We start from the raw sequence: 23302 nt of genomic DNA on the forward strand, positions 1-23302 counted from the left end.
GTACGGGCGGAGGTACGCGGGCGGGGCGCGGGCCCGGTCAGCGGCCGATCGGCCAGGCGTGCGCCTCGTGGTGGTGCGGTTCGCGGTCGTTGAACTCCGCGCAGGCGTCGGTGAGCGACTCCAGCAGCGTCAGCGGGTCGGGCAGCGGCAGCTCGGGGCCGCGCAGCCAGGTCACCGCGGGCTGGTCGCCGGGCAGAGTCGAGGGCGGCAGCAGCACATAGCTGCCGCGGCAGTGCCAGCGCAGCCCCGGATGCTCGTCCATGGTCTCGGGGTGGCAGTCCAGCTCGCAGGGCCACCACTCGTCCTCGTCGTCCGGGGTACCGCGGGTGGCGGTGAAGAAGAGCATCCGGCCGTCGCCGAAGCCGGCGCCGCTGAGGGTGATCGGTCCGACGTCGATGCCCGCCGCGTCCAGCCGTCCCAGGGCACTGCGGCCCGCCTCGACGGGGACGTCCAGTACGTCATGGGTGATGCCGGTGGCGGTGATGAAGTTGGCCTGCGGGAGGGTGCGGACCCAGGCGGCGACCTTGTCGCGGTCGGTGGTGGCGACGGTCTGCCAGCCGAAGGAGACGGGGTGCCGGCCGGGCGTGGGACAGCCGATGCGTTCACAGGAACAGCCGTAGCCGGAAGGGTGCGCCGCCGGGGCCACCGGGAATCCCGCGTCGGCCGCCGCCAGCAGCAGGTCCTCGCGGCTGCGCGCAGCCGCTGATCCCGTGTCCGTATCGCCGCCGTCCGATCCGCTCTTCGGCCGGCGCAGCCACTGGGAGAACCTGCTCTTGCGTTCCATCTATCCCCTCACTTCGAGCGGTGGTCTGGGATCAATGCTGCCACCATCCTTGCTCCTCAGGTGACCGGTGTGCGGATCCGGGGTGAACGAACGCCGGAGGAATACCGGCAATTCGGGGCATCGGCGGCACACCGGCGCCGTCGAAGCCCGGTCATCCGTCCGCTCAGTCGCGCGGCCGCAATCCCCGCAGCACCTGGTCGACCAGCGTGTCGACGTACTCGTGGGTCAGTTCGCCGGTGCGCATCAGCCAGCGCTGTGAGAAGGGACTCAGCAGCATCTCGACGGCGATCCGCACATCGATGTCCCCGGCGAGCTCTCCGGTTTCCTGGGCCGCCCGCAGCCGGTCGACATAGAGCTGGGTGCCGGGCTCCATCAGCCGGGCGACGAAGGTGCGGGAGAGCTCCTCGTCGTTCGCGCCGGCCGCGGCGAGGGCGCGATAGGGGGCCTGGAACGCCGGGTCGTTGAATTCGTCGGCGGTGGCCCGCAGCACGGACTTGAGGTCCGCGGCCAGATCACCGGTGTCGGGGAGGCCCTTCGCGTCGTACTCGTCGACCCCGGCGGTGAACGCGTCGAGCAGCACGGCGGCCTTGGAGGGCCACCAGCGGTAGATCGTCTGCTTACCGACCCCGGCCCGGGAGGCGATGCCTTCGATCGTGAGCTTGTCATAGCCGACCTCGCCGACGAGCGCGAGGGCGGCATCGAAGATCGCGCGGCGGGAGCGTTCGCTGCGGCGGGAGGAGTCAGGGGGCGATGTATTGGCCATGCCGCGGAGTCTAACGGGGAAGAGGCGAGACGTATCGTCTTGACGAGACGCATCGTCTCGTGGATAGTGAAGGTCGAGCGAGACGCTTCGTCTCACTAAGTCAGAGGAAGGGGATTCCCATGAGCAAGGGAAATGCCGGCGGGATGCTCGGCGTCGGGGGCACCCGGAACAAGCTCTCGCGGGGCGCCCTGCGCGGCGGCGGCACCGGGCGCGGCGGCCGGGGGCAGGCCGAGCAGGACCGGCGCGGGGAGCTGCTGCGCAAGTTCCAGGAGCGGGCCCGGAAGGGGTGACCGGCGCGGTGCGGGGGTGCCCCCGGCCGGCGGTGTGCCCGGCGGCCGGGGACTGCGCCGCGGGCCACTCGAACGGCGCACGGCCCACGGCACGAGGGCTCCGCGCGGTGGACGATTTGGGAGCGCGTACGGGATTCCGTACCCGCCCCAGTGCCCCACCGTGAGGAGCCCTCCTTGCGTATCTCCCGGCGCAGCGCCACCCCTCGCCGCTATCTGATGTGCCCGCCCACGTACTTCCGGGTCAGCTACTCCATCAACCCCTGGATGAACCCCGGCAAACCCGTGGATCTCGCGCTGGCCCACACCCAGTGGGAGGACCTGCGCGACCGCTACCGCGCGCTCGGCCACACCGTCGAGGAGCTGCCGCCGCACCCCGCCTTCCCCGACATGGTCTTCGCCGCCAACGGCGCCACCGTGGTGGACGGCCGGGTGCTCGGCGCCCGGTTCGCCTTCGCCGAGCGGCACGGCGAGGCCGCGGTGCATGCCGAGTGGTACCGGGCTCACGGGTTCCCCGCGGTGCGGGAACCGCGGAACGTCAACGAGGGCGAGGGCGACTTCGTGGTCACCGCGTCCTGGCTGCTGGCCGGCCGCGGGTTCCGCAGCAGCCCGCTGTCCCACGCGGAGGCCCAGGAATTCTTCGCCCGCCCGGTGATCGGCCTCGATCTCGTCGATCCGCGCTACTACCACCTCGATACGGCGCTGTGCGTGCTCGACCCCGGCAGCCGGGAGCCGGGCGGCCGGGCGGAGGTCATGTACTACCCCGGCGCGTTCTCCGCCGGGAGCCGGGCGGTGCTGGCGCGGCTGTTCCCCGACGCGCTGATCGCCGGCCCGGCCGACGCGGCGGCGTTCGGGCTGAACGCGGTGTCCGACGGGCGGCATGTGCTGCTGCCCCAGGCGGCGGTGGGGCTCTTCGCACCGCTGCGGGAGCGGGGGTACGAGCCGATCGGGATGGATCTGACGGAGTTGTTGAAGGGGGGTGGGAGTGTGAAGTGTGTGACGGCAGAGCTGCGCTTGGCTTGACTTCCCGCGTTTTTGGCTTTCCCTCCGTGGCTTTCGCCTTGGGCAGGGCTTCCCGCGTTTTTGGCTTTCCCGCCGTGGTGGGTTTTCGCCTTCGGCGGGGTGGGGGGTGGGCTGTGGCCCCGGTGAGTGGGGGGTGCGGTGCCGGGGGCGGAGGGGTGTGTTGTCGGACTGCTTCGCTTTACGTCCGACAACACACCCCTCCGCCCCCGGCACCTCGCGTCCGTGTGGGGCCGCAGCCCGGTGGGGGGGATGGGGTCAGTCAGGACCAGTCGTCGCCCCACGATGCGTCGCGGGCCGCTCGGTACTGGGTGCCGTGTCTCTTGGTCACCGTGGTGCGTTGCAGTTTGTCGTTTGTGGTGCACAGGTCCAGGAGGACCTGGCCCTTGCGGAGTTGGGGTTTGCGGATGATGCGGGCGGGGGCGGGGGCGGCGTCGAGGGTGGTGGCGGCGACGTAGCTGAACTTTTCGTCCTCGTACGGGAGGGAGCCGCCCTTGACCTGGCGGTGCAGGGAGGAGCGGCTGACCCGGGCGGAGAAGTGGCACCAGTCCTCACCGGGGACGATCGGGCAGGTGTCGCTGTGCGGGCAGGGGGCGACGATGTGCAGGCCGGCCTCGGTGAGCTGGGTGCGGGCCTCGCGGATGCGGAGGTAGCCGTCGGGGGTGCCGGGTTCGATCAGGACGACGGTGCGGGCCGCGGTGGCCGCGGCGACGACGGCGCGGCGGTCCTCGGGGCGGAGTTCACCGAGGACGTAGGAGACGGTGACCAGGTCCGTGCCGGCGGGGACGGTCAGGCCCTCGCCGATGGCCTGCCGCTGCCAGGTGACGTCGGGGAGGATCTGGGCGGCCAGTTCCCTGCCGAGGTCCAGAGCGGGCTGGGCCCAGTCCAGGACGGTGCTGTGGTGGCCTTCCCAGGTGGCGGCGGTGGCCCAGGTGGCGGCGCCGGTGCCGCCGCCGATGTCCACATGGGTGGCCGGGGACCAGTCGGGGACCCGGGCGGCGAACGCGGTCAGCGCGGCCCGTACGGCTTCGAAGGTGGCCGGCATGCGGTAGGCGGCGTACGCGGCCACATCCGCGCGGTCGCGCAGGACCGGGGCGTCGGTGGGGGTGCGGCCCCGGTAGTTGGCGATCAGCCGGTCGACGGCCTGCGCGGCCTGCTTGGGTGGCAGGCCGTCGAGCAGGCCCGCCAGCGCGGCGCGCAGTTCCTCGTGCATGGGGGAAATTCTACGGGGCCCGGTGGCGTGCCCTGCCTGGTCAGGTGGCACGGGCCACCGCGCGGGCCAGCCGGGTGGCGGCCGCGGCGCGGGGGGCGCTGCCGCCCTCGCGGCGGCGGGGGTGGACCGTGTTGGCGAGCAGGACGAGGAAGGTGTCGGTGGCGCGGTCCAGGACCAGGCTGGTGCCGGTGAAGCCGGTGTGCCCGGCCGCGCCGCGGCCCGCCAACTCGCCCATGAAATACGGCTGGTCGACGCCGAAGCCGAGACCGGGCGGGTCGAGGAGGGCGGCGACGGCGTCGGGGCCGAGGATCCGGGTGGTGCCGTAGGTGCCGCCGTTGAGCAGGGTGCGGCAGAGGACGGCCAGGTCCTGGGCGGTGGAGAAGAGCCCGGCGTGGCCGGCGACGCCGCCCAGCGCCCAGGCGTTCTCGTCGTGCACCTCACCGCGGACCATGCCGCGGTCCGCCTTGGCCCAGGGCCGCCGCTGGTCCTCGGTGGCCGCCACGCCGTGTGGTGCCAGCGGTCCGTACGAGGTGCTGGACATGCCCAGCGGGCCGGTGACGCCGTCGCGGATCAGGGCGTCGAGCCGTCGGCCGGTGCGCTGCTCCAGGATCAGCTGGAGGGCGATGAGGTTGAGGTCGGAGTAGCGGTGGACGGGGCTCGGGCCGCCGCTCGGGGCCGCCGCCTCCCGCCACAGCAGCGCCAGTTGGGCGGCGCGGTCCCGGTGGTCGTAGAAGGGGAGCTCGGGGGCGAGGCCCGAGGTGTGGGTGAGCAGCTGCCGGACGGTGATACCGGGGGCGAAGGCGGGCAGGTCGGCCCGGACCTCGTCGTCGAGGGCCAGCCGGCCGCGTTCGACCTGCTGGATCGCGGCGATGGCCGTGAACAGCTTGCTGAGCGAGGCGAGGTCGAAGACGGTGCCGACCCGCATCGGCTCCCACAGGTCACGGGGCAGATCGAGGCCGCGGTCCCGCCCGGGGTCGTAGGCCCGGTAGCGCAGCGCCCAGCCGGCGGCGGCCTCGGCGGCGACGACCGGGCCCCGGCCGGCCAGCACGACGACGCCGGGGGCCCAGGGCGGCCGGCCCTCGGGCAGCGCCCGCACCCCGCGGACCAGCCGTTCCATCCAGCCGGGGTCCAGCCCTGCGCGGGCCGGCGTTCCGTAGGTGAGTACCGTCGCGTTCAGAGCCTGGTCCTCTCGCCTGCCGTGCTCCCGTTGCTCTCCCCCCTACGCTGCCACGGGCGGCACATTCCCAGGAAGCTCACGAGCGCCAACACGGCGCAGGAGAGCTGAACGAGAGCCATCGGCACGGCGGTCCGCTCGCCCGCGATACCCACCAGCGGGGAGGCCACCGAGCCGAGGAGGAAGGTGGAGGTGCCCAGCAGCGCGGAGGCGGAGCCGGCGGCGTGCGGGGTGCGCAGCAGCGCCAGGGTGTTGGTGCTCGGCATGACCAGGCCCATCGAGGCCATCAGGACGAAGAGGCCGGCGGCCATCGGGACCAGACCGACCGGGCCGAAGACGCCCGCGGACATCAGGAGCAGGGAGGTCGCGGCGAGGGCGGTCAGTGCCAGGCCGGTGCCGAGCACCTTGTCCAGGCCGACCCGGCCGACCAGCAGCTTGCCGTTGATCTGGCCGACGGCCACCAGGCCGACGGAGTTGATGCCGAAGAGCAGGCTGAAGGTCTGCGGGGAGGCGCCGTAGATCTCCTGGACCACGAACGGCGAGGCGGAGATGTAGGCGAAGAGGGCGGCGAAGGCGAAGGCGCCGACGAGGACGTAGCCGGAGAAGACCCGGTCGGCGAGCAGATCGCGCATGGTGCGCAGGGTCTGGCCGAGGCCGCCGGAGTGCCGGCGCGCGGGCGGCAGGGTCTCGTCGAGCTTGCGCCACACCACGAGGGTGAGCGCCACCCCGACGGCGGTGAGGACGACGAAGACCCCGCGCCAGTCGGTGAGCCGGAGGATCTGGCCGCCGATGAGCGGGGCGACGACGGGCGCCACCCCGGAGATCAGCATCAGGGTGGAGAAGAACCGGGCCATCGCCACACCGTCGTACAGATCGCGGACCACCGCCCGCGCGATGACGATGCCCGCCGCGCCCGCCAGGCCCTGCAACAGGCGGAAGGCGATGAGGAGTTCGGCGCCGGTGGCGACCGCGCAGAGGGCGGTCGCCAGGATGTAGACCACCATGCCGGCCAGCAGGGGGCGGCGACGGCCCCACTTGTCGCTCATCGGGCCGACGATCATCTGCCCCAGCGCCATGCCCGCCAGGCACGTGGTGAGGGTGAGCTGGACGGTGGCGGCCGGGCTGTGCAGGGCGGCGGTGACCTGCGGCAGGGCCGGGAGGTACATGTCCATGGAGAGCGGCGGGACCGCCGTGAGGCCGCCGAGGACGAGGGTGACGAGGAGGCTGGTGCGGCGGGACGCGGCCGGTGCTGCTGCCGCGCCCCGCTCGGCTATGGAGGAAAGGTCCTGGGTCTCGGCCGCGCCGGGCTCCGTCATGCGGTCTCCATGGTGATAGATGGCTGCACCATGGTGTCATGCACGGGACGGCTTCTGACCGGATTCGGACCGGTCCCTTCGGCCTAGGACGGACCTGCCCCGGACCTAGGGCGAACGTCCTGGATCAGACCGGCTTCAGGCCCGGATCGCCCGCTTCGGAGACGAACGAGGCGGCGGTGCGCACCGCCGCCCCGGGGGTGGTGACGGCGGACACCGTGCGGTAGTCGGCGCGGGCGGTGTCCTGGTCGAGGGTGACGGTGAGGTAGCCGCGCCGGCCGTTGTAGAACTTCAGGTGCGGGTTGGCGGCCAGGTAGGTGTCCCAGTTGGCCGGCTTGTCCGCGCCGTTCTTGCCGCTGGCGATCGAGGTGGTGACGAACTCCACCCCCGCGGTGCGCGAGCCGGGGTCCTGGAAGTCCTTCTTGATGTCGAAGGCGTAGTGGACGTGCACATCACCGGTGAGGACGACGAGGTTGTCCACACCCGCCGACTCGGCACCGGCCAGGACCCGGTCGCGGGAGGCCGCGTAGCCGTCCCAGGCGTCCATGCTCAGCTGGTAGCCGGGGCCGGTGGCGTTGCGCCGCTCGGAGAACGTGACCTGCTGCGGCAGGACGTTCCAGCGGGCGGAGGACTGCCGCCAGCCGTCGATCAGGGAGCGCTCCTGGGCGGCGCCCGTCAGCGTGCGCGCGGGGTCCCGGGACTCGGGCCCCGGGGCGTGCCAGCCGTCGCCGTAGGCCTGGTCGGAGCGGTACTGGCGGGTGTCGAGGATGTCGAACTGGGCGAGCTGCCCGTACTGGAGGCGGCGGTAGAGGCGGCAGTCGGCGCCCTGGGGCCGCTGCGGGCGGCGCAGCGGCTGGTTCTCCCAGTACGCGCGGTAGGCGGCGGCCCGGCGGATGAGGAACTCGGCGGGCGGGAGGTGGTCCTCGCTGATGTCGGAGGCGTAGTTGTTCTCCACCTCGTGGTCGTCCCAGGTGACGATGAAGGGGTGCGCGGCGTGCGCGGCCTGGAGGTCCGGGTCGGACTTGTAGAGGGCGTAGCGCAGCCGGTAGTCCTCCAGCGTGACCGTCTCGCGGTTGAAGACCGCGGGCAGTGTGCGGTCGGTGTAGTTGCGGGCACCGCCGTTCGCGCCCACCGGGTACTCGTAGAGGTAGTCACCGAGGTGGAAGACCACGTCGAGGTCCTCCTCGGCCAGGTGCCGGTGGGCCGTGAAGTAGCCGTCGTGGTAGGCCTGGCAGGAGACCGCGGCGAGCTTCAGCCGGGAGTTCCGGGCGCTACGGCCGGGGGCGGTGCGGGTGCGGCCGACCGGGCTGATCCAGCTGCCGGCGCGGAAGCGGTAGTAGTAGACGCGGTCGGGCGCGAGACCGGTGGGCTCGATGTGCACGGAGTGGTTGAACTCCGGGTGGGCGTCGGCGCGGCCCTGGCCGGCCAGCCGCTTGAAGTGCTCGTCGTAGGCGACTTCCCAGCGGACCGTGACTCTGGCGTCCGGCATACCGTTGCCGGGCTCATACGGACGCGGTGCGAGGCGGGTCCACAGCACGACGGAGCCGGGCTGCGGGTCACCGGAGGCGACGCCCAGGGTGAACGGGTTCTCGGTGATCTTCCGCGCATCGGCCTCGGCGGCGTATGCGGCGCCCGCGCCCGGCAGGTTGGTCGCGAAGGCGAGCGCGGCGGCGGCCCCGGTGGCGGTGAGGAAGCGGCGGCGGCCGAAGTGTGCGGCCGCGGCCCGGATCTCCTGCTCGTGCGGTGCGTGGTGAGTCATCTGGCCCTCCCCTGGAGGTGGTTGTCGCAGAGCCCGTAGAGGAGCCATTCCAGGGACACGGGACGGCGCGGTGCTGACCCGCGCACGACACATACATGACAGCTGGATGAGGACTGGGCCCGCACCGGACGCGGTCGGACAATCACGGCACCGGCCGTGCCTCCGTAGGATTCGGGGCATGGCTGAACTGATGGTGCGCGACGGCACCTGGACCTTCGACGGCGACGCCGTGCGCATCGTGCCGGGTCGCGAACGCGGGGTGCACAAACTGCGCCAGGATCTCGGTGAGTTCACGGTGCCGCTGGCCGCGCTGGCCGGGATCGCCCTCGAACCCGGCCGTAAGGGCGGCCGGCTGCGACTGCGGCTGCGGGAAGGCGCGGATCCGCTGCTTCAGGTCACCGGCGGCGGTCTGCCGGACGAGGCGAACCCGTACCGGCTGACCGTGGACGCCGGAAGGGTCGAGGTCGCCGAGTACTTCGTCGACACCGTACGCCAGGCCCTGATGCTGGAGCAGATACCCGACGGGCCCACCGATCGCTATCTGCTGCCCGGCCCGTCCGTACCGCTGTCGGCCGCCGGGGTGGACGGTGTCGCCACCTTCGACGGCGAACGGGTGCACCTCGAATGGCGCTGGAACACCAGCGAGACCAAGCGGGACTGGGGCCCGCGGAACTTCCCGCTCGGCGCGCTGGAGGCGGTGGAGTGGCGGGCCGCCGCCGGTCTGGAGTCCGGCTATCTCCGGTTCCGGCCGCGCGGCGCGACGGAGCGGCTCAAGCCGGAGCACGACCCCAACTCCATCGAGCTGTGGGGCTTCAAGAAGGAGAGCGGCACCACGGCGCTGCTGGCGGCCGCGGTCGCGGCGCGGCTGCCGCATCCGTCGGCCGGTGCGGGCAAGGCCCTGCCGGCGGCCCCGGCCGCGCCGCTCCCCACGGCCGCGCCGCTCCCAACTGCCGCGCCGCTCGCCCCGGCCGCTCCCCGGGCATCCGCCGCCGCCCCCGCCGAGGACCATGACGCCCTGCTGCGCCGGCTGCGTGAACTGGGCGACCTGCACCGCGACGGCATCCTCACCGAGGAGGAGTTCACCGCCACGAAGGCGGCGGTCCTGCGGCGCTTCCACACCGGCGGCTGAGTCGCGGCGGCGGCGCCCCGTCCGCCGGCCGTACGCCGTTTACGCTGCCGCCATGGCAGAGAACACAGAGGCGGCACCAGCAGCGCGGACGACGCCGATGGCACGGGCCGGGCAGGTGGGCGGTACGGCTACCGCGCCCCGGCCCACCCTGCCGGCACCGACCTCGCGGGGCGGGCAGAGCACACAGACGGCCCCGGCCGCGCAGGAGACACGGCAGGACGAGGCGGCACCCCGGCAGGTCGCCGTGGTCACCGGCGCCGGCTCCGGCATCGGGCGGGCGGTCGCCCTCGCGCTGATCGCCGCCGGCTGGACGGTGGTGCTGGCCGGGCGGCGGGCGGAGGCGCTGGCGGAGACCTCCCGTCTGGCGGGCCCGGCGGGCCCCGACGGCCCCGCGATCATGACGATGCCGACCGATGTCACCCGCCCCGAGCAGGTCGACGCCCTGTTCGCCGCCGTCCAAGAGCGCTTCGGGCAGCTGGATCTGCTCTTCAACAACGCGGGCACCTTCGGCCGCGCGGTGCCGCTGGAGGAACTGGAATACGACGACTGGCGCGCGGTCGTCGACGTCAACCTCACCGGTTCCTTCCTCTGCGCCCAGGCCGCCTTCCGCACCATGAAGGCCCAGGACCCGCAGGGCGGACGGATCATCAACAACGGCTCGGTCTCCGCACACACCCCGCGCCCGCACTCCATCGCCTACACCGCCACCAAGCACGCGATGACCGGCCTGACCAAGTCGCTCTCCCTGGACGGCCGTCCGTACCACATCGCCTGCGGCCAGATCGACATCGGCAACGCGGCAACCGAGATGACCGGCCGCATGCAGACCGGCATTCTGCAGGCGAACGGCCGGACGGCGGTCGAGCCGGTGATGGACGCGACGGATGTCGCCCGCACGGTCGTGCACATGGCCGCACTGCCGCTGACGGCCAATGTGCAGTTCGCGACGGTGATGGCCACCAACATGCCGTACATCGGGCGGGGTTGAGGGAACTACGGGGCATCGAATCCCCGTACGACCCCTGCCCACTTTCCCCTTCCGGTGGCACCCTGAGAGCCTGCCTTCGCACCCGGCCGGGCCGACCGGCCGGGGTGTGAAGACAGGCGCTTCCTCGAATCCGCACCTCTCGTCTGCCGGGCCGCCCTCGTGCGGCCCGCCCCCCGCGGCCGCGCACGCCCGCCGTACGCGGCCCCCGCAGAAGGAGTTACGCGTGAGACGAACCGCTCGCGGCATACCGGCAGTTCACGGCATACCGGCGCCGCGCCCCGCAGGCAGATCCCGGGCCGCCCTCGGCACCCTGACAGCCGCCGGTACGCTGCTCGCCCTCCTGCTCCCCACCGGTCAGGCCGGCGCCGCCCCGCAGCCCGGCCACCGCACCGCCACTGCGCAGACCACCTCCGTCGCCTTCTGGACCGCCGACCGGATGCGCGCCGCCGCTCCCCTGGACCTCGCCACACCCACGAAGCGGTCCGCCCCCGCCGCGGTCCCGCGCAGCGCCCCGCTCAAGGTGTCCCCCACCCTCCCCCGACTCCCCGGAACCACCCGCCCGTTGCCCGGGGCCCTCCCCCAGGCCGGCGGCCCGTGGACCGGCGGCGGCGCGGTCGTCAAAACGACCGGCCGGGTGTTCTTCACCTACCAGGGCCGCAACGCCTCCTGCTCCGGCGACGCGGTCACCAGCGGCAACAAGAGCACCGTGATCACCGCCGGGCACTGCGTCAAGCTCCAGGGCGCCTGGCACACCAACTGGGTCTTCGTCCCCGGCTACCACGACGGCCAGGCCCCCTACGGCAAATGGCCGGCATCCAAGACACTCGCCACGCCCCAGTGGACGGCGAGCGAGGACATCAACTACGACGTCGGTGCCGCGGTGGTCGCCCCGCTCGACGGCAAGAAGCTCACCGATGTCGTCGGCGGCCAGGGCCTGTCCTTCAACTCCGGCTACAGCAAGGCGATGTACGCCTTCGGCTTCCCCGCGGCCGCCCCGTACGACGGCAGCAAGCTCATCTATTGCAGCGGCAACACCTTCAAGGACCCGCTGTTCTCCCAGGACCACGGCCTGTCCTGCAACATGACCGGCGGCTCCAGCGGCGGCCCCTGGTTCACCTCCTTCGACGAGAAGACCGGCACCGGCCTCCAGTCCTCGGTGAACAGCTTCGGCTACCAGTTCCTCCCCAACACCATGTTCGGCCCGTACTTCGGCGACGACGCCAAGAACCTCTACAACACGGCACAGGCGTCCTGAGGCGCAACGGGGGCTGCCCGGGCATTGTCGGGGCAGCCCCTCGCCGCGCCGGGGGTCGGCGAACTCGGGTTACGGGGAAGCGGAGTTGACCGGGGCCCGTCCCATGAGGGCAGCGGCACGGGTGGCGATGTCCGCCACGATGCGGCCTGCCGGGGCGATGTCATGGACGAGTCCGGCGCTCTGGCCCGCATAGAGGGCAAGAGCCTCCAGGTCGCCCGACATGCCAGGCACCGGGACCATGTCCTGGTAGCGGGCCCAGGCCCGTCCGTCGGCGCTGCGGGCCACCACGGCGCCTTCTCCTGGGCGGTCCGGTGCGGTGGGACGGCCCGCGGCCTCCCAGGCGCTGAGCGTGGAGTTGCGCAGCGCCCGGTGCGGGGCGTCGGGCCAGCCGCCGTCGAAGCACCGGGTGTGCACCGCGTCTTGCGACACCGCCCCGATCACGGCCTGGCGGTAGACCTCGTGCGTGGCCGCCTCACACGCCGTCAGAAACCGGGTGCCCAGCCATCCGGCCTGGGCCCCCAGAGCAAGTACGGCGGCCAGGCCGCGACCGTCGGCGATACCGCCCGCGGCGATGACGGGCACCGGGTGCACCGCGTCCACGACCGCCGGCACCAGCGCCATCGTGCTGACCTCCCCGCGCACATGGCCGCCTGCTTCACACCCCTGGGCCACGATCACATCGACGCCCGCGGCAACGGCACATTCGGCCTCGGCGACGGAACCGACGGTGTGCAGGTGGACGGCGCCGGCCGGACGCACGCGAGCGGAGACGGCCGAGGGATCACCCCAGAACGTCGAGATGACGGGCACGCCTTCCGCCAGGCAGACCTCTACGAGCTCCTCGACGGGGAAGTCCAGCACCAAGTTCACGGCGAAGGGCCTGGAGGTCAGCCGCCGGACCTGCCGGATCCGGCGCACCGCCTCGGGTGCGCTCACCCACGTCAGAGCGAGAGTGCCGAGCCCGCCCGCCTCCGCCACCGCGGCCGCCAGCTCCGGGGTGGCCGCGGAGCCGATGGGCGCCTGCACCACGGGAACCTCGATGCCCAGCTGCCGGCACACAGGGGTCGTTAAAGCCGTCATGTCGTCCTTCCCCACAGAGCGCTTCGATTTCCGAATTAGCAGGCGAGGTTAGTGTTTCGGAAACCGAAACACCAGGGGTGAGCATCTGCCACGGCGGAGGGGAAACAGGACGGCGCACGGGGACGCCCGGGAGACCGCGGCTACAGGCGGGAACCCCATCGGGCGGAACGGTGGCCCTGGACCGGGCGTTTGCCCTGGTCAGGGCTATAGGGGCGGACGAGTCGGCCTGTACGCCGGGTTCTGTCGCCCCCGGTCCTTGCGGGCCGGGGGGAGACGGCCATCCATCTAGGGCTGTCGTTGCCGGCAGCCTCGTGCGGTCTACCCGCGGACTCGGGCGGGCAGCCCTCGGTCGTCCGCGCAGGGGCATCAGCCGATGCCCCCTCTTGACCTTGCTCCGGGTGGGGTTTACCTAGCCCTCCGAGTCACCTCGGAGGCTGGTGGTCTCTTACACCACCGTTTCACCCTTACCGGGGGCCGAAGCCTCCGGCGGTTTGCTTTCTGTGGCACTGTCCCGCGGGTCACCCCGGGTGGGCGTTACCCACCACCCTGCCCTGTGGAGCCCGGACGTTCCTCGGGAGGATCGTGAGATCCCCACGCGGCCGTCCGGCCGGCTCGTCCGCCGTGCCGACCATGCTACCCGTAGGGGGCACCCGTCCCTGCCAGGCCCGCTACCGGGGCAGTTCATGCTTGACCTTGCCGCAGCGGCAACGTTTCTACTGAGCGCATGAGAATCGGTGAGCTTGCAGGTCTGATCGGGATCAGCACCCGTGCCGTGCGCCACTACCACCATCTCGGGCTGCTGCCCGAGCCGGAGCGCCGGGCCAACGGATACCGGGACTACGGGCTGCGGGACGCAGTTGCGCTCGCGCGGGTGCGCCGGCTGACGGAGCTGGGGCTCGGGCTGGACGAGGTGCGGGACGTCCTCGCCGACGACGCCGGGCGCGAGCTGCACGAGGTGCTGGACGAGCTGGACGCGGATCTGGCCCGCCAGGAGGAGGAGATCCGGGGGCGGCGGGCCCGGCTCGCCGTCGTGCGGCGGCAGGCGGCGGAGCACGGCGGGCTGCCCGCCGAGGGGCCCGTGTCGGACGAACTGGCGGCGCTCTTCGCGGAGATGGCGCGTACCTCGGCCGCCCGGCCGGGCCCGGAGCCCGCCGTGGCGTCGAAGGAGCGGGAGGTGCTGGCGCTGCTCGAATCGATGGGAGGCGAGGAGGGCAACAAGCGGATGGTGGAGCTGCTCGGGGAGGCGACCGCGGCGCCGGGGGCGATGGAGCGGGCGTACGAGGTGTACGGACTGCTCGATGCGCTGGTGGACGCCGGGACGGACGATCCGCGGGTGGCGGAGGCCGCGCGGGCGCTCGCCGACTGCATTCCGGACTCGATGATCACGGAGGTCAGCGCGGAGGACTGGGCACGGGCGGCCGGGCCGGGCGCGGAGACGGACGGCGGCTTCCTGGCGGCGTATTACGCGCACTTCGCGCCCGCGCAGGCCCGTGCCGTACGCCGCGCGATCCAGCTGGTGGCGGAGCGTGCGCGATGAGCCGGGGCACCGTGCTGCGCCGGCTGGCCGCCCATGAGGGGCGGTGGCTGATGAGCCTGGGGTGGTGGGTGGCCCGGCGGCGGATCGGGGTGGCGCCGGGTGAGCGGGCCCTGGGGTATGCGGGGGCGCAGGCGGCACTCGTCTACGGGCTGACGTTCGTCTGTGTGGTGGAGACGGTCGGGCTCGGGGTGCTGCTCGCCGGCATGGCGGTGGTGCACGAGGTGATGCTGTTCGTCGATGTGTACACCGTGCTGACGGTGCTGGGGTTTCAGGCGGCGGCGGTCACCCGGCCGCATGTGCTGGGGGCGGAGGAGCTGCGGCTGCGGGACGGCCCGCGCCGGGAAATACGGATACCGCTGGAGCGGATCGCCTCGGTGCGCTACGACCTCCGGTTCGTGCGGGAGCAGCGGAAGGACGGCGGCGAGGTGGCCGAGCTGGCGGTCGCGGGGCAGACCTCGGTCACCGTCGAACTGTCCGAACCGGTGGTGGCCGTCCGGCTGTTGGGGCGGCGGGAGACGGTCCGTACGGTGCGGTTCCACGCCGATGAGGCACGGGCGGCGGTGACGGCCGTACGGGAAGGGATGGCGGCGCGGGCCGGGGTGCCGGCGGCAGAGGGGGCACCGGGTGCGGGCGGGACGCCGGAAGCGGCCGGGGCGCCTGAGCCGGGCAGGGCGCCCGAGGCCGCCGGGACACCCGAGGCAGCCGAGGCTCCCCTCAAGCAGGCGTGAAGCGGACCGGATGATGCCCCGGTTCGGCCTCGGTGAGGCGGACCGGGATGCGGTGGCCGAGGGGGAGCGCGGGGCCTTCGGGGGCGGTTTCGACGGTGCCGATGACGGCCGGGTCGTAGAGGTGGACGGTGCCGTGGGTGGGGTCCTGCTCCTGGATGTCGACGACCAGGGCCTCGAAGATCTCGCCGACCCGGTCACGCAGCAGCGCCGCCTCGACGAGGTCGACACAGGCCCGCTCCACCTGGTTGGCGCGCTGGGTGCCCAGCTCCATCTCCCGGGGCAGCGCGGGCAGCGCCGCGCGGACCCAGTCGGGCGGTGCCGCGCCGGCCGAGGCCGCCAGGCACAGTTCGGAGGTGTAGCGGTCGACCAGCCGCCGCAGCGGTGCGGTGGCATGCGCGTACGGGGCGGCGACAGCGGCGTGCAGGGCCTCGGAGGCAGCGGGCGCGGTGCCGTCGAAGACGGTGTAGCCGGCGCCGCGCAACAGGGCGGTGCACTCCTGGAGGAACGCGGCGTGCGTGGCGCGGCGCGGGTCGAGGGTGCGGATCAGCGCCGCGTACGAGGTGTGATGGGGCCAGTCGACGCCGAGCGCACGGGCGGTCAGCCGGAGCCGGGCGACCGAGCCGTCCGGCGCGGTGGGCAGCGTACGGAGGATGCCGGTGCCGGAGGCCAGCATCAGCTCGGCCGCGGCGATACCGGTCAGCAGGGAGATCTGCGCGTTCCAGGCGTAGGACGGGAGCGGGGCACGGTATCCGAGGGTGTAGCAGCCGTCGTGCTCGACGATCTCCTGCTCGGGGACGTTCAGGGATATCGCGCCCCGGGCGACCTCCCGCTCCTCCCGCAGCTGTCCGATCTCGCGCAGCAGGGCGAGGGGTTCCTCAGCCGTCCGGTCGTCGAGGACCCGCTGGACGCCCGCGTAGTCCAGTCCGGCCCGCGAGCGGACCAGCGCGCGGCGGACGGAGGTGCCGGTCAGGGCGCCGTCCGCGTCGAGGTCGAGCTGCCACAGGACGGCCGGGCGGTCCCGGTCGGGCAGCAGGCTGGCGGCGCCCTCGCTCAGCACGTACGGGTGCAGCGGGACCCGCTCGTCAGGGAAGTAGAGGGTGGCCACGCGGTGGTGCGCCTCGGCGTCCAGGGCCCCGCCCGGGGTCACGAAGGAGGCGACATCGGCGATGGCGTAGTGGACGCGGTAGCCGCCCCCGGCCTTCGGTCCGGGCGGCGCCGGGCGGCGGGACAGGAACATCGCCTGGTCGAGGTCGAGGGTGCCGGGCGGGTCGAGGGTGAAGAGGGGGAGGTCGGTGGCGTCCTCCAGGGTGTGCTCGGTCGCCACGGCGCCGTCGGCGGCCGGGATCCGCGGGGCGCGGGCCGCGCTCTCCGCCTCGGCCTGTGCCGTGGGCGGGAAGTGGTCCGGGATCTCCAGCTTGCCGCGCAGCTCATGCAGCGCGACACGCAGCGGGGACTCGGCTGCGTCGGTCACATGCATATGGAGACGGGGCATGACACCGAGCGTATGGCGGGCGGCCGCTCCCGGCGCGCCGTACGCGCGGCGCCCCGGGTCCCGGGCGCGGTCTTCGCCCGCCCGCCGCAGGCCCTACGCTTTTCCGGGGCCGCACCCCCGCCCGTACCCGCCGTGAAGGAGAACCACCGTGCTCGTGCTGTTGCCGCCGTCCGAAGGGAAGGCCTCCGCGGAGGCCGGGGCGCCGCTGGACACCGGGGCGCTGTCGCTGCCGGGGCTGACCGCGGCGCGCGAGACGGTGCTGGCGGAGCTCGTCGAGCTGTGCGCGGCGGACGAGACCAAGGCCCAGGAGGTGCTGGGGCTCAGCGACGGCCTCAAGGGCGAGATCGCCAAGAACGCGGGGCTGCGGACGGCGGGGACCCGGCCGGCCGGGGAGATCTACACCGGGGTGCTCTACGACGCCCTCGGTCTGGCGTCGCTGGACGCGGCGGCACGGAAGCGGGCCGAGCGGTCGCTGCTGGTGTTCTCGGGGCTGTGGGGTGCGGTGCGGATCGGCGACCGGATTCCGTCGTACCGCTGCTCGATGGGCGTGAAGCTGCCGGGCCTCGGTGCGCTGGGCGCGTACTGGCGGGCGCCGATGGCCGAGGTCCTGCCGGCGGCCGCCGGGGAGGGGCTGGTGCTCGACCTGCGGTCCGCGGCGTACGCGACGGCGTGGAAGCCCAAGGGCGAGGTGGCCGGGCGGACCGCGACGGTGCGGGTGCTGCAGTCGAAGATCGTGGCCGGTGTGGAGAAGCGGACGGTGGTCAGCCACTTCAACAAGGCGACGAAGGGGCGGCTGGTACGGGATCTGCTGTCGGCGGGACTCGACCCGGCGGACCCGGCGGAGCTGGTGGCGGCGCTGCGCGAGCTGGGTTACGCGGTGGAGGCGCAGGCCCCCGCGAAGAGCGGCAAGGCGTGGGCCGTCGATGTGATCGTCACGGAGCTGTAGACGGGGAGGCGGGGGTCTTCTCGGGGCCACGGCCTCTCGCGGGGCATGGCCTCGCGAGAGGCACCCTGCTGACGCGCCTGACTCCTGCCCCCCTCGTTGCAGCATGTGCAACACTCGTTGCGGAGAGTGGACAACCCGGCGCACCATGAGCGACGTGACCCGCGCCGCCTCCTCTCCCGCGCCCTCCGGCCCCTCCGTCCTGGGGCTCGCCCCCGTCATCCCGGTCGTCGTGCTGCACGACGCCGCCGACGCCGTACCGCTCGCCCGTGCGCTCGTCGCCGGCGGGCTGCCCGCGATCGAGGTGACGCTGCGGACGCCCGCGGCGCTCGACGGGATCCGGGCCGTGGCCGAGGAGGTCCCCGAGGCGGTGATCGGCGCGGGCACCCTGCTCGCCCCGGGACAGGTGGCGGCCGCCCTGGTGGCCGGCGCCCGCTTCCTGGTGAGCCCCGGCTGGTCGCCGCGGCTGCTGGGCGCGATGAAGGACTCCGGAGTGCCGTTCCTGCCGGGCGTCTCGACGGTCTCGGAGGTGGTGACGCTGCTGGACGAGGGCGTCACCGAGATGAAGTTCTTCCCGGCGGAGGCGGCGGGCGGTACGCCGTATCTGCACTCGCTGGTCTCGCCCCTCCCCCAGGCCCGCTTCTGCCCGACCGGCGGGATCGGCCGGGAGTCGGCGCCGTCCTATCTGGCGCTGCCCAACGTCGGCTGTGTCGGCGGCACCTGGATGCTGCCGGCCGACGCGCTGGCCGCGAAGGACTGGGACCGGGTGCGCCAACTCGCCCGGGAAGCGGCAGCGTTGGCGGCCTGACGGCGGTTTGTACGGGCACGGGCCCGGCGCCCCGGTCGTCCGGGGTACCGGGCCCGTACGCGTACGGCGGGTACCTGATGGCCTACGGGGGTGCCCCCGCTACCGCAGATGGGAGGTGTCGTTCAGCAGCCGTACCGAGGCGTTGCCGTCGGAGAAATATGCGACCGCGGACAGCGACGCCGCGGAGAGCTCCATCCGGAACAGCGACTCCGGCGGGGCACCCAGCGCCAGCCGGACCAGCATCTTGACCGGTGTCACATGCGTGACCAGCAGCACCGTCTTGCCCGCGTACCGGGCCAGGAGCTTGTCACGGGCGACGGCGACCCGGCGGGCGACCGACGCGAAGGACTCGCCGCCTCCGGTGGGCGCCACCCTGGCGGAGCCGAGCCAGGCGTCGAGGTCCTCGGGGAAGCGCTCGCGCACCTCGGCGAAGGTCAGCCCCTCCCAGGCCCCGAAGTCGGTCTCGCGCAGGCCCTCCTCGATACGGACCTCCAGGCCGAGCCGGGCCGCGACCGCCTGGGCGGTCTCCCGGCAGCGCCGCAGCGGGGAGCTGACGACGGCCTGGATCGAGCCCCGGGCGGCGAGCGCGGCGGCGGTCGCCTCGGCCTGCCGGCGGCCGGCGGCGGAGAGCTCGGGGTCGGTGCCGCCGCTGCCGGAGAACCGCTTCTCGGGCGTCAGCGCGGTCTCGCCGTGCCGCAGCAGGACGAAGGTCGCGGGCGGACCGAGGTCGGGGGCGCCCCAGCCGGCCGCCGGGGCACTCGGGGCCGCGTCCGCCGCCTCCGCCGACGCGGCGGCCTCGTCGGCGGCGCGGGCGGCGGCACTGCGGGCGGGCGCGGCGGCGGTGAGCGCTGCCGTGGAGTTGCCCGGCTCCCACTGCTTGCCGATCTTGCCGGCGTCCATCGCCTCGTTGGCGAGCCGGTCGGCGTGCTTGTTCTGCGCGCGGGGGATCCACTCGTACGTCACCCGGTCGGCCGGGAAAACCGACCGGGCCTCGGCGGCCAGCGGCTTCATGTCCGGGTGCTTGATCTGCCAGCGCCCGGACATCTGCTCGACGACGAGCTTGGAGTCCATCCGCACCCGGACGCACGCCTGTGGGTCGAGGGCGTGCGCCGCCCGCAGGCCGGCCACCAGCCCCTTGTACTCGGCGACGTTGTTGGTCGCGGTGCCGATGAACTCGGCGGCCTCGGCCAGCGCCTCGCCGGTCTCCGGGTCGAGGACGACCGCGCCGTAGCCGGCCGGCCCCGGGTTGCCCCGGGAGCCGCCGTCCGCCTCGACGATCAGCGTGCGTGCCACGGCCTACAGACCCGAGTCGGGCGTGCGGACGAGGATGCGGGTGCAGTTCTCACAGCGCAGGACGGCATCGGCGGCGGCCGCGCGGACGTCGTTGACCTCGGTGATGTTCAGCTCCAGCCGGCAGCCCTCGCAGCGGCGCTGGTAGAGGCGGGCCGCGCCGACGCCGCCCTCCTTCGCGCGGATCTTGTCGTAGAGCTTGAGCAGATCGGCCGGGATGTCGGCGACGGTCAGCTCGCGCTCCTTGGAGACCGTCGCGCGCTCGGCGTCGATCTCGGAGTACGCCGCGTCCCGGCGCGTGGCGGCGTCGTCGACCTTGGCCTGGATGGCCTCGACCCGGGCGGTGAGCTCGGTGACCCGCTCCTGGGCGGCCTCCCGGCGCTCCATGACCTCCAGGACGACGTCCTCCAGGTCGCCCTGGCGCTTGGCCAGCGAGGCCAGTTCGCGCTGGAGGTTCTCCAGGTCCTTGGGGGAGGTGACGGCACCGGAGTCCAGGCGCTTCTGGTCGCGGGCGGCGCGCTGGCGCACCTGGTCCACGTCCTGCTCGGCCTTGGTCTGCTCGCGGCTGGTGTCGCTCTCCTCGGTCTGCGCGGCGACGAGCAGGTCGCGCTGCTGGATGAGGTCGGCCTCCAGGGTCTGGAGCTCGGCCAGCTCGGGGAGGTTGTTGCGCCGGTGGGCGAGCTGGGTGAGCCTCACGTCCAGGGCCTGGACGTCGAGGAGGCGGATCTGGTCGGCGGGCGCGGCGTTCAGCGTGGGGCTCCTGTGGTGTGCGTCGGGGTGACGAGTCGGGTGGACGCCGCGTGGGCGGTCCAGGGGTCGGTGACCGTACGGGAGACATGCGTGCGCAGGCCCCAGTCGTGCCGGTCGGAGACCGCGTCGAGCTGGGCCGCGGCCTGCTCGCACCACGGCCATTCGGTGGCCCAGTGGGCGGCGTCGAGCAGCGCCAGCGGGCTCTTCTGGGTGGCCTCGGAGGCCGGGTGGTGACGCAGGTCGGCGGTGAGGAACGCATCCACACCGGCCGCCCGTACGTCCTCGAAGAGGCTGTCGCCGGAGCCGCCGGAGACGGCGAGGGTCCGGATCTCGCGGTCCGGGTCGCCGGCCGCCCGGATGCCCTGCGCGGTGGCGGGCAGCCGCTCGGCGGCGTGGGCGGCGAGCTCGGCCAGCGTCATCGGATGCGGCAGCTCGCAGATCCGGCCGAGGCCCCGGCGGCCCGCCGGGTCGCTCGGGTCCGGGACGAGGGGGCCGACGATGCGCAGGTCCAGGGCGCCGGCCAGGGCGTCGGAGACACCGGGGTCGGCGGTGTCGGCGTTGGTGTGCGCGACATGCAGGGCGATGTCGTGCTTGATGAGGGTGTGCACGACCTTGCCCTTGAAGGTGGAGGCCGCGACCGTCGTCGTACCGCGCAGATAGAGCGGATGGTGGGTGACGAGGAGGTCGGCACCGAGCGTCACCGCCTCGTCGACGATCTCCTGGACCGGGTCGACGGCGAACAGCACTCGGCGGACCTCCGCGGCGGGGTCTCCGCAGACCGTGCCGACGGCGTCCCACCCTTCGGCCCGCTCGGGGGGCCAGAGGGCGTCGAGCGCGGTGAGGACTTCAGACAGTACGGGCACGGATGGAAGGTTACCTCCCGGCCGTGACATGGCGTCCGGTCCTCCACCCCTGTTCTCCCACCACCTTCCCCCTTAGGGGAACGGGGGAAGGTACGGCCCGCGCCCGCCCGCACCATCCCGGGGCGGAAAGCCGGAGCACAACCGCGCCACCCGGCACCGGCGAACCGGACAACTGCCACCCTTATGCGTGAAGTACCACAACTTGCAGCGTTCGGCCGGGAGTACGAAAACTAGCTTCGGTTGCCGACTGGAGGTGACCACTCGATGACGATCTGTGCCACTGAGGACACCATGGCGCCGGCCGGCCCGCTCGCCGGGCGCCTGACGATCGCCGCCGACGGCTCGTACGCCGCCCGGCTCGCCCGGCACGACGACGCCGCCGGAAGCTGGTTTCCGGAGCGCTGGACGCTGAGCGGCCCCGAGCCGTACGCCGTGCCGCTACAGGGCACCCAGCCCGAGGAGCCGGACAGCGCCCTGCTGCCGCTCACGGACGGACGGGTGCTGATCCTGCGCCGGGTCGCCGACCGCTTCGCCGTCTCGCTGCTCTACCCGGCAGGCCCCGGGACCGGCGAACTCCTGCTGGGCGCCGTGGCGGCCCCCCGGCTGACCCTGCTGCCGCCCGCCCCCGGCGGGACCCTGGCGTACGCCCTCGCGCCCGAGGCGGAGCACACCACGCTGTGGCTGGTACACGGCGGGGCGAACGGGCCCGAGCCGGTCGCCCGGATCCCGGGACGCTGCACGGGCGGCGTGTGGCTGGACCGCGTCGGCCGACTGCTGGCGCTGGACCGGGAGTTGGACGGCCGGACCAAGACCGTGGTGGCCGATCTGGAACGGGGCGGCGAAACCGGTCTGCTGCTCCAGATCACCGAGGAGAGCAACGACCGGCTGCTGCTGGCCGATCCGGACAGCGGACTGCTGCTCGTGCACTCGGACGCCCCGGGGCACGACCGGCTGGGCTGGGGCGTACTGGGCAGCAGCCTGCCGGTGCGCTTCCCGGAGTGCCTGCGGCCCACGAAGGGGACGGCCACACCGTTCGCGGTGCAACCGGGGCAGATGCTGGCGCCGGAGAGCTGTGCGGTGGCCTTCCGGATGGCCGGGCCGAACGGCACCTGGCTGGGCGTCTGGCGGCCCTCGGGGCGGCAGTTGCGGCAGTACCCGGCACCGGAGGGCTGGCTGCCGGGGACCGGCCTGTGGACGGCGGACGGCGAACTGCTGCTGCCGTACGCGACGGAGACGGAGCCGTGCGGGGTGGCACGGATGGCCGTGGGGGTGGAGCCGGTGGAGCGGGTGACCATGGAGCCCGTGGAGCGGAAGGGGCCGGTGGAGCCGGTACGGCCTGGGGAGACGGGGCGGCCGATGGGGCCCATGGGGCCGGTGCGGCAGGTGGCGCCGACATGGACGGTGGGGCCGACGGGGAGGGCACGGCCGGTGGCACCTGTGGCAGCCGTCGACTCACCGGTGGAACCGTCACACCCGGTGGAGCCCGTGGAACCGGAGGAGGCAGTGAAGCCGGAGGGGGCCGTGGAGTCGGAGGGGGCCGTGGAGCCGGGGACAGCGTCGCCCTCCGGGGCCGGTGCCCGGAACGGCGCGGAGATTGTCCCGGATGCGGCTGATGCCGACAACCGCTCCACAGCATCTGCACAACTTCAGGCCACGGACGCGGAACCGGCGCACACCCCCGGACATCCCCAAACATGCAGGCCAGTTCCCTTGCAAGAGGCACCTCTGGCGGCCCGGCAGACCCGGTGGAGCGCGATTTCCGGCCCCGTTAGAATTTCGGGCGGGGGCTGCGCAGCCGGTTGACCGGCCACCGGCAGTGCCGCTCGGGAGCAGCCGTGGCGGTCGTCGGGCGAGGTCCCGACGCGTACAGCTGTAAGCGAACTGACGGAGTGACTCTTTTCATGTCCGAAGCCCGAACCGACACGACCCAGGCGCGCCCGCAGGAGGCATCCGCCCAGGCCGCCGAGGCCGCAAGCTCCGGCAGGCACCGTGGCCCGGCCGCCGCGGAGGAGTCCGGCTCCACCCCTCATGGCCGGCACCGCCGGGACAAGCAGACGCAGGACGCGTAGCGCCGGTCCGGCGCGCCCGGACCGGCGGACCGCACCACGGCCGTGACCGCCGCCTCG

General features: G+C 73.3%; 22 protein-coding genes and 1 other RNA gene. 11 read left to right on the forward strand and 12 right to left on the reverse strand.

Translation table 11 applies throughout. The features are described 5' to 3' along the window. Positions 1-37 precede the first annotated feature (37 nt). Positions 38-784, reverse strand: coding sequence for a bifunctional DNA primase/polymerase (locus tag TU31_RS13775; protein ID WP_042154160.1), 747 nt, complete (start codon positions 782-784; stop codon positions 38-40). 163 nt (positions 785-947) lie between these two features. Then, positions 948-1547: a TetR/AcrR family transcriptional regulator gene (locus TU31_RS13780; RefSeq protein ID WP_042154162.1), complete on the reverse strand. Its 600-nt coding sequence runs from the start codon at positions 1545-1547 to the stop codon at positions 948-950. 119 nt (positions 1548-1666) lie between these two features. On the opposite strand from TU31_RS13780, the gene TU31_RS39140 reads away from it, so the two are divergent. Next, entirely contained in the window at positions 1667-1837 is a 171-nt protein-coding gene (locus TU31_RS39140; RefSeq protein WP_181018600.1) for a DUF6243 family protein, read from the forward strand. A gap of 174 nt (positions 1838-2011) precedes the next feature. Then, the gene (gene ddaH / locus TU31_RS13785) at positions 2012-2857 is read left to right on the forward strand and encodes a dimethylargininase (RefSeq protein ID WP_370682733.1); all 846 of its coding nucleotides are present in this window, start codon (positions 2012-2014) and stop codon (positions 2855-2857) included. A gap of 259 nt (positions 2858-3116) precedes the next feature. Here ddaH and TU31_RS13790 read toward each other — a convergent pair whose 3' ends face one another. The 4 genes from TU31_RS13790 to TU31_RS13805 form a co-directional block, all read right to left on the reverse strand. Continuing rightward, positions 3117-4067 (reverse strand): small ribosomal subunit Rsm22 family protein, encoded by a 951-nt coding sequence (locus TU31_RS13790; protein WP_042154164.1) that lies wholly within the window; start codon positions 4065-4067, stop codon positions 3117-3119. Between the two features lie 40 nt (positions 4068-4107). Further along, on the reverse strand, positions 4108-5184 hold the full coding sequence (locus TU31_RS13795) for a serine hydrolase domain-containing protein (RefSeq protein WP_042154166.1): 1077 nt from the start codon (positions 5182-5184) through the stop codon (positions 4108-4110). A gap of 56 nt (positions 5185-5240) precedes the next feature. After that, entirely contained in the window at positions 5241-6557 is a 1317-nt protein-coding gene (locus tag TU31_RS13800) for a multidrug effflux MFS transporter (protein WP_042154167.1), read from the reverse strand. Between the two features lie 124 nt (positions 6558-6681). After that, entirely contained in the window at positions 6682-8313 is a 1632-nt protein-coding gene (locus tag TU31_RS13805; RefSeq protein ID WP_042154168.1) for an alkaline phosphatase D family protein, read from the reverse strand. Between the two features lie 178 nt (positions 8314-8491). Between TU31_RS13805 and TU31_RS13810 the strand changes: the two genes are divergently transcribed. The 3 genes from TU31_RS13810 (at position 8492) to TU31_RS13820 (ending at position 11685) form a co-directional block, all read left to right on the forward strand. Continuing rightward, positions 8492-9442 (forward strand): DUF4429 domain-containing protein, encoded by a 951-nt coding sequence (locus TU31_RS13810; RefSeq protein ID WP_042154170.1) that lies wholly within the window; start codon positions 8492-8494, stop codon positions 9440-9442. A 97-nt stretch (positions 9443-9539) separates the two neighbouring features. After that, positions 9540-10430, forward strand: coding sequence for an SDR family oxidoreductase (locus tag TU31_RS13815; protein WP_245698573.1), 891 nt, complete (start codon positions 9540-9542; stop codon positions 10428-10430). Positions 10431-10653: 223 nt separating this feature from the next. Then, entirely contained in the window at positions 10654-11685 is a 1032-nt protein-coding gene (locus TU31_RS13820; RefSeq protein ID WP_078885774.1) for a trypsin-like serine peptidase, read from the forward strand. Between the two features lie 69 nt (positions 11686-11754). Here TU31_RS13820 and TU31_RS13825 read toward each other — a convergent pair whose 3' ends face one another. Continuing rightward, the gene (locus TU31_RS13825) at positions 11755-12765 is read right to left on the reverse strand and encodes an NAD(P)H-dependent flavin oxidoreductase (RefSeq protein WP_042154172.1); all 1011 of its coding nucleotides are present in this window, start codon (positions 12763-12765) and stop codon (positions 11755-11757) included. A gap of 213 nt (positions 12766-12978) precedes the next feature. After that, an RNA gene (gene rnpB / locus TU31_RS35975) (RNase P RNA component class A) lies at positions 12979-13380 on the reverse strand. Between the two features lie 109 nt (positions 13381-13489). On the opposite strand from rnpB, the gene TU31_RS13830 reads away from it, so the two are divergent. Continuing rightward, entirely contained in the window at positions 13490-14302 is an 813-nt protein-coding gene (locus TU31_RS13830) for a MerR family transcriptional regulator (protein ID WP_042154174.1), read from the forward strand. Next, a complete protein-coding gene (locus tag TU31_RS13835) occupies positions 14299-15030 on the forward strand; it encodes a hypothetical protein (RefSeq protein WP_245698536.1) in 732 nt (243 codons plus the stop codon). The genes TU31_RS13830 and TU31_RS13835 overlap by 4 nt, the downstream gene beginning before the upstream one ends. On the opposite strand, the gene TU31_RS13840 is transcribed toward TU31_RS13835, so the two are convergent. Then, on the reverse strand, positions 15017-16522 hold the full coding sequence (locus TU31_RS13840; RefSeq protein ID WP_042154176.1) for an RNB domain-containing ribonuclease: 1506 nt from the start codon (positions 16520-16522) through the stop codon (positions 15017-15019). The genes TU31_RS13835 and TU31_RS13840 overlap by 14 nt on opposite strands. 148 nt (positions 16523-16670) lie before the next feature. Between TU31_RS13840 and yaaA the strand changes: the two genes are divergently transcribed. Continuing rightward, positions 16671-17468: a peroxide stress protein YaaA gene (gene yaaA, locus TU31_RS13845; RefSeq protein ID WP_042154177.1), complete on the forward strand. Its 798-nt coding sequence runs from the start codon at positions 16671-16673 to the stop codon at positions 17466-17468. A 145-nt stretch (positions 17469-17613) separates the two neighbouring features. Beyond that, a complete protein-coding gene (gene eda / locus TU31_RS13850) occupies positions 17614-18273 on the forward strand; it encodes a bifunctional 4-hydroxy-2-oxoglutarate aldolase/2-dehydro-3-deoxy-phosphogluconate aldolase (RefSeq protein ID WP_181018601.1) in 660 nt (219 codons plus the stop codon). Between the two features lie 99 nt (positions 18274-18372). Here the strand turns inward: eda and TU31_RS13855 are convergent, their stop codons facing one another. The 3 genes from TU31_RS13855 to TU31_RS13865 are packed head-to-tail and all read right to left on the reverse strand — an operon-like array spanning position 18373 to position 21176. Beyond that, a complete protein-coding gene (locus TU31_RS13855; RefSeq protein WP_042154181.1) occupies positions 18373-19566 on the reverse strand; it encodes a bifunctional RNase H/acid phosphatase in 1194 nt (397 codons plus the stop codon). Positions 19567-19569: 3 nt separating this feature from the next. Beyond that, positions 19570-20313: a zinc ribbon domain-containing protein gene (locus tag TU31_RS13860; RefSeq protein WP_181018620.1), complete on the reverse strand. Its 744-nt coding sequence runs from the start codon at positions 20311-20313 to the stop codon at positions 19570-19572. After that, on the reverse strand, positions 20310-21176 hold the full coding sequence (locus TU31_RS13865; protein WP_042154183.1) for a Nif3-like dinuclear metal center hexameric protein: 867 nt from the start codon (positions 21174-21176) through the stop codon (positions 20310-20312). The genes TU31_RS13860 and TU31_RS13865 overlap by 4 nt, the downstream gene beginning before the upstream one ends. Positions 21177-21440: 264 nt before the next feature. On the opposite strand from TU31_RS13865, the gene TU31_RS39145 reads away from it, so the two are divergent. Next, positions 21441-22979, forward strand: coding sequence for a hypothetical protein (locus tag TU31_RS39145; RefSeq protein WP_052718934.1), 1539 nt, complete (start codon positions 21441-21443; stop codon positions 22977-22979). Between the two features lie 98 nt (positions 22980-23077). After that, positions 23078-23245 (forward strand): hypothetical protein, encoded by a 168-nt coding sequence (locus tag TU31_RS39150; protein ID WP_167539201.1) that lies wholly within the window; start codon positions 23078-23080, stop codon positions 23243-23245. Positions 23246-23302 lie beyond the last annotated feature (57 nt).

It is taken from the genome of Streptomyces lydicamycinicus (genome assembly GCF_000829715.2).
Classification (GTDB): domain Bacteria; phylum Actinomycetota; class Actinomycetes; order Streptomycetales; family Streptomycetaceae; genus Streptomyces; species Streptomyces lydicamycinicus.